Raw genomic sequence first — 5,690 nt, 5'->3', positions numbered from 1 at the left:
TAGAAGATAAGCAGTAGCGCGCCCCTTTGCCCGGGCGACATCTGTTCAATGGTCGTGTCGGCCAGGGTGAGCGAGAACTGCAGCTCCAAGTCTTCCAGGCCATAGAGCAGATCGTAGAGCTGACTGCTTACCTTGTTTGCGCGCATGACTTGAGACATCGGCATGCGGGCGTCGCCAGCGGAAACGGTTACATCGCAAATCGACTCCATCAGTGTCATAACAGCCTCCTCAGAAGCGAAATCTGTCAGCCGCAGGAGTTCTTGCAGACGGCGAGTTCCCTCTTCCTCACCACGGAAACCTCCGGTGTTTTGCTTTACTAGGCCAAAGAACTTTTCGGCAAACGCTGGCTTGTTGAAAAACACGTTGCTCTGAAAGGCAACTTTCAGGTCATCCTTGATGTTCGGAAACTGCTCGACGATTTGGTCCACAGGCGCGAATAGAGCCCGTCGCGCCAACGCCATGGCAGACAATTCCTTAAAAATGACTCGAGTGAAACCATTGCGGCTGCCTTCGAGCGCTTTGCGTTTCTCCGGCAACTTCTCGAGTGCAGCTAAAGCAGCCTTGTAGTACTCGACGGTATCTGCTAGTTCTGCCCCTCCGAGCAGCGCTGCCTTGGCCTGCTGCCATTGCTGGAGCGCGGCAAGATAGAGTTGAAATGCCTTGTTCGGCGCGTCCAGTGTCTCCTGCAGCTTCGTACGCTCGGTCTGAAGCAGCACAGCCTTCTGCTGTATTTCGCCATTTACCGCAACGAGCTGTGCAATGGTCGCTTCCTCCTCGGCAACCATTTCACGAATCTTCGCCACACTGGTTTGAACGGAAAGGACTGATTCAATGGCAATGCCAACCTCGACCAGAGAGTCGACAAACTTCTTGTCAGTTTCCTTGGCTTGACTCTCGAACAGCGCCAGCCCTTCTTCCACCTTCGACAACGCATTGCGGCGCAGGATTGCGCCGCGACGCTTGTTGTCGTTGTCGTTGGCAGCCGTGAAAATGCTTTCAAGCTCTTTGCCAATTGCCTCGAGTCGCACGGCATCCTCTGATGGCTGCTCGTTGTCACCAGCACCCCCTTTGGGCTGCGGCACTTCTACCGGCTTTTGCGCTTCCAAGTCTTTGAGCGCCAACTCCTTGCGCGCTAATTTTTCCGTGAGGTCGTTCGCGTACGCTGGTGACCCCTGCGATTCCAAGTCTGTAATCTGCTTGTTCAATCCTTGGATCGTCTGGCGCGCAGTGGTGATTCGGTCAATTGCCGGTGCTTCTTTCGCCTTCAGATAATCGTCAAGCGTCTTGAAGTTCAAGCGCTCAGCCGAGTCCATGTGCGAGAACAGGACATTTCGAATTTCGCCCTCGAACCGACTGGACTTGCCAGTGACATGCTCGTTGCATAACTCCTCGAAGTAAATTTGTGAGATGTACTTGATCCGCTCCGGCTCATTTTCTTTTGCAGCTAAGTTCAACGTCGTGACGTTCTTGTCCCCGTTCAACCAAGTCAAGGTTGCCTCGAACTGCCCTGCCCGTTGAGCGTTTCCACTCATGAACCGCTTGTCATTCAGGAAGGTGAAGTATTTGCGCGCCTTGCAATTGCCAGCTAGGGCTAGAACTTCCGCCAACCCGCTCTTGCCGGATCCTTTGTTCCCGATGATGGCAACGAGGTCTGCATTGAGTTCGATCTCTACGCCATCGAACCACTTCTCAGTACTGGACGTTCCTGCCCGGCGGTTGACCTTCAGCCGGTCCATGAACAGTGAACCATTGGCTTCAACCATGGCTACCTTGGGCGGTTTATCACCGATGTAGGAGCGGAAAGCGGGCTCGCGAATCGCCTGCTGCAGTCCGCCAAATGTGGGTTCTGCTTTGAGCCACGTCTTCAAGCCGTTCGGAAATTGGCCATACTTGCCGAAGTCGTGAGCGTCAGTGCCGCGCACGCACAGGCGAGCCTTACCGTCAATGGCACTCCAGAAATTCTTAAAGAAAGCCCGGTTGTTGTCAGTTTCCTCTCCGTGGAAAGCCTCGCGGCAGGCCTGGTCCTTGCATTCAAAAATGTCGGCCGCGCGCATTAGGCGACGGACCTCGGCATAGTGCTTGACGAAGTCAATGCCTTTGAGTCCGCCGTAGGTGTCCCAAGGCTGCAGAAGAAGGCCTTTCGACCCAACCATCTTTAGTGCCGCAAGCACAGAGCTAGCTACGAGTTCGGCCGTCTCCCAACCTGTCTGAAGCGCGTAGGCGTCGTCGCTTCGTACCTTTTCCGCGTCCTTGCCGTGCTTGCCAAGCTTGTCTTCGCCAAGTTCACGCGCGTACTGAATAAAGCAGTCATCGCTCAGACTACGCTCCCGGTCCTTCAGCTGAATCTTCAATGCCCCTAGCACGTCGGCAAGCTCTTGATCGGACAGCGCAGGGTCCAGCAGCAGGTGGACGTTCAGTCTTTCGCTTTTCAGCGAACTCTCTACGCGCAACTCGATGCCGGGAAAAATCTGCTTCGCACCCAGAGCATCGGGATTTGCCTGCAAATACTTTCGGATGGCCAGGTAGCCGTCGAAAGTCCAGTAGTCCATCAAAACGTAGACGTCGGGGTCTGCGTCGTTCATCGCCTGGACAGTCTGCTTGATGATGGACTCTCGCTCGGCATCGTCTTTAGCGCTACGAAGCCTCGGGCCACCCCATTGGTAGGACGCTGGTGTATGGGCATGAAAATCCCAGAGGCGCCACAAGGAGCCACGATTGGTTCTGTTCATTCTCTTCTCCCTAATTACGTAGACATCGACCCTACTCAGGACAAATGAGCAATGAGGATGCACTACACCAAACTAGCTGGCGTCCAAATTTCTGCTGATCTTGCAGGCTGGCCGGACAGCGAAGCGCTTGCAGCATGAGGGTGCCGTATTGATTGGTCGACCGTACTGCCTATTCTCGCCGGCCGTCGATCAATATGACCAAATTGAGTGCGCGTTTGGCGTATCAAACACGAGCCTTCGCGATAGCGATGGCTTTTGAGATTTCAATGTGATGACGATCACAGGAAGATATCTCTCCACCGTCTGTCACAACGCCCTCACATCACACGTCTTGAGAGCAAGAGGCCGATATCGCCCTCCGCCCAACATTCAATGTGAAGGAACTGCTGTATGAATCGTGCTGTCTGGTTTAACGTATCGCCCGAGGGTGCCAAGGCTATCGGGACGCTGCACCACTTTGTCACCCAGGACACAGGCCTGCCCAGCTTGCTGACGCACCTGGTCTTTCTGCGCGTGTCGCAGATCAATGGGTGCGCGCACTGCATCGACATCCACACGCGTGACCTGCTGGCCGAAGGCATGTCGGTGGAGAAGGTGGTGCTGGTTCCTGTGTGGCATGAGGCGGCGTATCTGTTCTCCGAGCAGGAGCGCGCCGCGCTGGCCTGGGCCGAGGAGGTGACCCGTGTGAGCGAGACGCACGCCTCTGATGAGGCCTATGCGGCCGCGCTGGCCGTGTTTGGCGAGAAGGACCTGGTGGACCTGACGCTCACGATTGCCACCATGAACGCCATCAACCGCATGGGCGTCAGCTTTCGCATGAAGCCTCGCGCCAAGGCGTAAAAGGTAAAGAAAAAGGGAAGCCCGGCTTGCGCCGGACTTCCCGCTTTTCAAGCGCTGATCACTTGCAGCTGAAACTGCTTGCGCTCTCCACATCCCCCGTGCCGTTGTAGCGTGCCACCTTGGGGTACACGCACAGCGGACGGGTGCGGTTGGCAGACCAGCTGGCGGGCAGCTCGGCGTTGACCACATTGGCGCCCGCGCCGCGCACTTTCGCCGTCACGCTGTCGGGTGCCTTGCCTTGTTCCACCCAGGCGACCAGCGGGGCCAGCATGTCGAACTGGTCGGTGGCGGGGCCGCCGGAGCAGTGGTTCATGCCGGGCACCAGGAACAGGCGGGCAAAGGCGTCGGCCTTGCCGCTGTGGTTGGCCTGCAGGCGGTCCATCCAGTTGGCGGTGTCCATGGGCGAGAACACGCCGTCGGCCACGCCGTGGAAGACTATCATCTTGGCGCCCCGGTTCTTCAGGGCGCTCAGGTCGGCTTCGTTGGGCGGGGTCATGTACGACCAGGGCGACTCGGTGTACGTGGTGTTGGTGGCGAACATCTTGGGGTAGTCGGTCTCCATGCTGAAGTTCAGCGCGTACTGCATGCCGGGGATGGCGGTGAACGCGGCCACGCTGGATGGGGGCGAGGTGAAGATGAAGGCCACCGCACCGGCGTCGCGCGTGGCGGGCGCGCCAAAGTGCCACGATGCAAAGTTGGCGCCCGCAATGCCGGGGTCGAACCAGGTGCCGGTGTACAGCGCTTCGCCCTTGCTGTTCTTGGGGCCCGCAAAGATGCTGGCCAGCACGCCCTTTTGCTCGCTGGTGATGCAGCTGCCGTCGCGCGCGCCGGTGCAGGTGGGCACGTCGGTCTGCAGGTTGAAGGCGGCCTGGCAGGCGGCCACGTCGTTGACCTGGCCGTCGGCCACGCCGTCCAGCGCGTCGCACTTGGCGACGATCTTGCTGCTGATGAGCTTGAACTCGGCCGGGCTCACGGCGGTGGTCAGGTCGGGCAGGCCGCTGGCGTCCTTGGTGGAGACCTTGGCGTATTGCTGGGCCTTCCACAGTTGCGTGGTGGCGGCCTTGGGCAGGTGAAAGCCGGGGTTGCCCGCCAGGATGCCGTCGTATTGGTCGGCATAGCGCGATGCGCCCACCATGGCGTGGCGGCCGCCGTTGGAGCAGCCGGCCAGGTACGAGCGGTCGGGCGCCTTGCCGTAGGCGCTCTTGATGAGGTTCTTGGCCATGGGGGTGAGGGTGCCCACGGCCTGGTAGCCGTAGTCCAGCCGGGCCTGCGGGTCCACGCCAAAGAAGGGCGTGGGTGCGCTGTGGCCTGCGTCAGAGCTGAGCACCGCAAAGCCCTGCACCAGGGCGGGCGCCACGGGGGCGCCGCCGCTCACCGAGCCCAGCGCGGTGACCACGCTGCCGTCCAGGCCGCCGTTGGCCTGGTGCAGAAAGCGGCCGTTCCACTCCACGGGCAGGCGCATTTCAAACCCGATGGCGTAGCTGGCGCCGTCCACGGGGCCGGTGCGCTCTTTCATCTTGCCTTTGACGAGGCAGTGCGCGGGCGCCTGGGTGGTCACGCCCTGCACGGTGATTGGGCCTGCGGGCACCTGTTCGGCCGAGGTGATGCGCGTGTCGGGCAACGCCAGGCTGCTGGCCAGCGTGGCGCACGACTGCAGGGTGGCCGGTGTGGCGGCGGAGAGCTGGGGCAGGGCGGCGTCGGACGAGCCGCCACAGCCCATGAGCAAGGCAGCAGCCGCGGCCGAGAGCGCCAGGGGGTGGTGGGCACGCATCCGGTTTCTTCTCATCTTCAAGCGCATGGTGTTGTCTCCAGTGGTTTTTTTGAGGCGCAGGGAACCCCGCAACGTGGCCTCAACACGCTGTGGGAGGGAGATCGATGGAAAGTGTTTTGCTACTGAATCAGGAGCTTTTGGCGCATATGGTTCATGCGCTTGCAGCCTCCTGGGGCCTGAACTCAAACGCGTGGGCAATTCGCTGGCGCAGGATGGTGGTGCGCAGGTCGAATTCGGGCAGCACCCACTGGGCGAAGGCCTGGGCGGGTGGGGTCCAGCGGTCTGTAGCGGCGGTTGACTGCTCGGTGCGGTGGGGGCGGGCGGCGCCGATCTGGGCCCAGGCCCATTCC

The 5,690-nt window shown here is 60.0% G+C and carries 3 protein-coding genes and 1 pseudogene; 1 reads left to right on the top strand and 3 read right to left on the bottom strand.

Annotated elements, in window-relative coordinates:
- Positions 1-2,729, bottom strand: a 2,729-nt coding sequence (locus DBR23_RS22480) for a TrlF family AAA-like ATPase (protein WP_146191415.1), incomplete at its 3' end; no start/stop codon positions are given.
- 390 nt (positions 2,730-3,119) lie between these two features.
- Here DBR23_RS22480 and DBR23_RS22475 point away from each other — a divergent pair.
- Positions 3,120-3,569 (top strand): carboxymuconolactone decarboxylase family protein, encoded by a 450-nt coding sequence (locus DBR23_RS22475; protein ID WP_108499637.1) that lies wholly within the window; start codon positions 3,120-3,122, stop codon positions 3,567-3,569.
- A gap of 58 nt (positions 3,570-3,627) precedes the next feature.
- Here the strand turns inward: DBR23_RS22475 and DBR23_RS22470 are convergent, their stop codons facing one another.
- Together DBR23_RS22470 and DBR23_RS22465 are read right to left on the bottom strand one after the other, a co-directional pair.
- Positions 3,628-5,367 carry a tannase/feruloyl esterase family alpha/beta hydrolase gene (locus DBR23_RS22470; RefSeq protein ID WP_369882158.1) on the bottom strand — a complete coding sequence of 580 codons (1,740 nt, stop codon included), beginning with the start codon at positions 5,365-5,367 and terminating at the stop codon, positions 3,628-3,630.
- Positions 5,368-5,491: 124 nt separating this feature from the next.
- A pseudogene (locus DBR23_RS22465) lies at positions 5,492-5,690 on the bottom strand (acyl-CoA dehydrogenase); the annotation flags it as partial.

The organism is Acidovorax sp. HMWF018 (genome assembly GCF_003061035.1).
Taxonomy (GTDB): domain Bacteria; phylum Pseudomonadota; class Gammaproteobacteria; order Burkholderiales; family Burkholderiaceae_C; genus Acidovorax; species Acidovorax delafieldii.
Note: the sequence above shows the minus strand (reverse complement) of the source record. Positions and strands in the feature narration are given on the sequence as shown.